The 1,893-nt window shown below is 61.5% G+C and carries 3 protein-coding genes and 1 pseudogene; all 4 read right to left on the reverse strand.

Features of this window, described 5'->3' with window-relative positions; translation table 11 throughout:
- Window positions 1–173: 173 nt before the first annotated feature.
- The 4 genes and pseudogenes from WMO66_RS00485 to yabP all read right to left on the reverse strand — a co-directional run bounded on the left by WMO66_RS00485 (window position 174) and on the right by yabP (window position 1,638).
- Window positions 174–599, reverse strand: a complete 426-nt coding sequence (locus WMO66_RS00485) for a S1 RNA-binding domain-containing protein (RefSeq protein WP_349134444.1) — start codon at window positions 597–599, stop codon at window positions 174–176.
- Window positions 600–620: 21 nt separating this feature from the next.
- Window positions 621–899, reverse strand: coding sequence for an FtsB family cell division protein (locus tag WMO66_RS00490; protein ID WP_349134445.1), 279 nt, complete (start codon window positions 897–899; stop codon window positions 621–623).
- 223 nt (window positions 900–1,122) lie between these two features.
- Window positions 1,123–1,365 (reverse strand): annotated as a pseudogene (gene yabQ, locus WMO66_RS14445) (spore cortex biosynthesis protein YabQ); the annotation flags it as partial.
- Window positions 1,366–1,638 carry a sporulation protein YabP gene (yabP, locus tag WMO66_RS00495; protein ID WP_349134446.1) on the reverse strand — a complete coding sequence of 91 codons (273 nt, stop codon included), beginning with the start codon at window positions 1,636–1,638 and terminating at the stop codon, window positions 1,366–1,368.
- Window positions 1,639–1,893 lie beyond the last annotated feature (255 nt).

Below are 1,893 nucleotides of genomic sequence, written 5' to 3' on the forward strand. Positions count from 1 at the left end.
TTGGTGCGTGAGATTGCCACGGGCGCGAAGCGCCCTCGCAATGACAATTCGGGAGTGCATACCATTTTAACGATGGCCTGTACGGATCGGCAGCATTGCGCCGGGCCCGGCTGTCCCCTCCCCTACAATCTCACCACGAAAAACGCCTGCTGCAGCTGCAGCAGGCGCTCGTTTTATCTTCTCCGGGACTTTGTCTTGTGCTCATACTGGCGGCAGCCCGCGATGCGGCTGTCGGAGTCCGACATGAACTGCTTCAGCTTCTCCTCAAAGGTCTGCGGACCCTTGGGCGCACTGTCCTGACGCGGGGGGCGTCTGTCCTGCTGCGGACGGCGGTCCTGCTGGGGACGGCGCTCGCGCCGCTCCGGCTCCTGCGTCCGCTTGATGGAAAGGCTGATCTTGCCCGCCGGGTCAATGCCGATGACCTTGACCTTGACGTCCTGCCCCTCCGTCAGATGATCGTGGATGTCGCTGACATATGTATTGGCGACCTCCGAAATGTGCACCATGCCCGTGCGGTTTTCCGGCAGGGTGATGAATGCGCCGAATTTTGTGATGGACTTGACCTTGCCCTCGAGTAATGCGCCGACCGTGAACTCCATATACGCCGTATTGCCCTCCGTTTATTTGTCGCTGTCGATAAAAATCATTTCGCCGTCTTCGACGAGATTCAGGCGTTCCCGCGCGATCTTCATCACGGCCTCATCCGTCCCGACGTTGGCGATGTCCTGCTCCAGAGCCAGATTGGCCTGCTGCGCGCTGGCGACGTCTGCCTGCAGAGCCGCTGCCTGCTGGCGCGAGTCGCTGATCTGCGGCTGGAGGGTGACCACCGTCACGATCGCGTAGATCATGACCGCGAGGATCAGAAGTTTTGTAATGAGTGATGATTTTCGCAGGCGCATCCTGCTCTCCTCCCACGCTGTTGGTATCGTGCCGCCGCATGCGGCGGTGTCTGTTTTTTATTGTAACCGATTTTTTCGCCGATGAAAAGATGTTTTTCGAAAAAATTCCCGTTTTTTCGAAAAATTTTTTGCTTCCGCGGGCAAGGAGCCGTCCGGGGGCCGTAAAAAGTTTCCAGAAGCTTCCAAAAAAGGGCAGAAGCAGGCGGCTCGGCCCGGCAAAATAGCCCGCTGCGCCCAAAGCGCTTCCCACGAGGGCGAAGATGCGGAACTGCCCGCCGCCGATGCGCAGGGCAAACCACAGATTCGCCGCAAGCACGCTCAGCGCGAACCAGAGGTCGAGCGGGTGCGTCAGCCAGCGCGCCCAGCGGCGCAGGCCGCGCAGCAGATCGTAATGCAGGCCGAGTGCCGCCCCGAGGGCGGCGGACAGCAGGAACTGCCGGGCCTGCAGCAGCAGCGGCTGCTCCATTCAGCGCAGCAGGCGCGAGAACAGGCCGCCCTTACGCTGCGCCTCCTCATAGGACATTGCGTCCACGGTCCCGTCGACGGCGACCTGCCCGCCGTCGATGGAGAGCGTCTGCAGGTGCAGCTGCTGGCCGCGGATGACCAGAACTCCCTTCGTCGTGTGCAGCACGACGGATTCCTCGTCGAAGCTCTCCACCTCGCGCACGCCGTTTACGCTCAGCCGCGCGCGGTTCTCCAGCCGCAGCTCATGCGGCCCGTCCATTGGTTCCTTTGCCATGTTCCACCGTCTCCTCCCCTGTGCCGTATGGTCATATATACGCGCCGGTAAGGGGAATTATGCCCGGAAATCGATGGCGAAAAACAGGCGGGACATCGATGGCGCGTTGTGGGTGCGCGGCATGCCTCGCCCGGCGCTGCACCGGCGATTCGCGTTGGGTATCGATACAATGGCATGCACCAATTGCGTCTGTAGCGGCGCTCACTGCGCAGCCGTTGGCGGCTTTGCCGCCTTACGGATGCGGCGTGCCCCTTG

Origin of the sequence: Faecousia intestinalis (assembly GCF_040096185.1) — a bacterium.
Taxonomy (GTDB): Bacteria; Bacillota; Clostridia; order Oscillospirales; family Oscillospiraceae; genus JAZOXB01.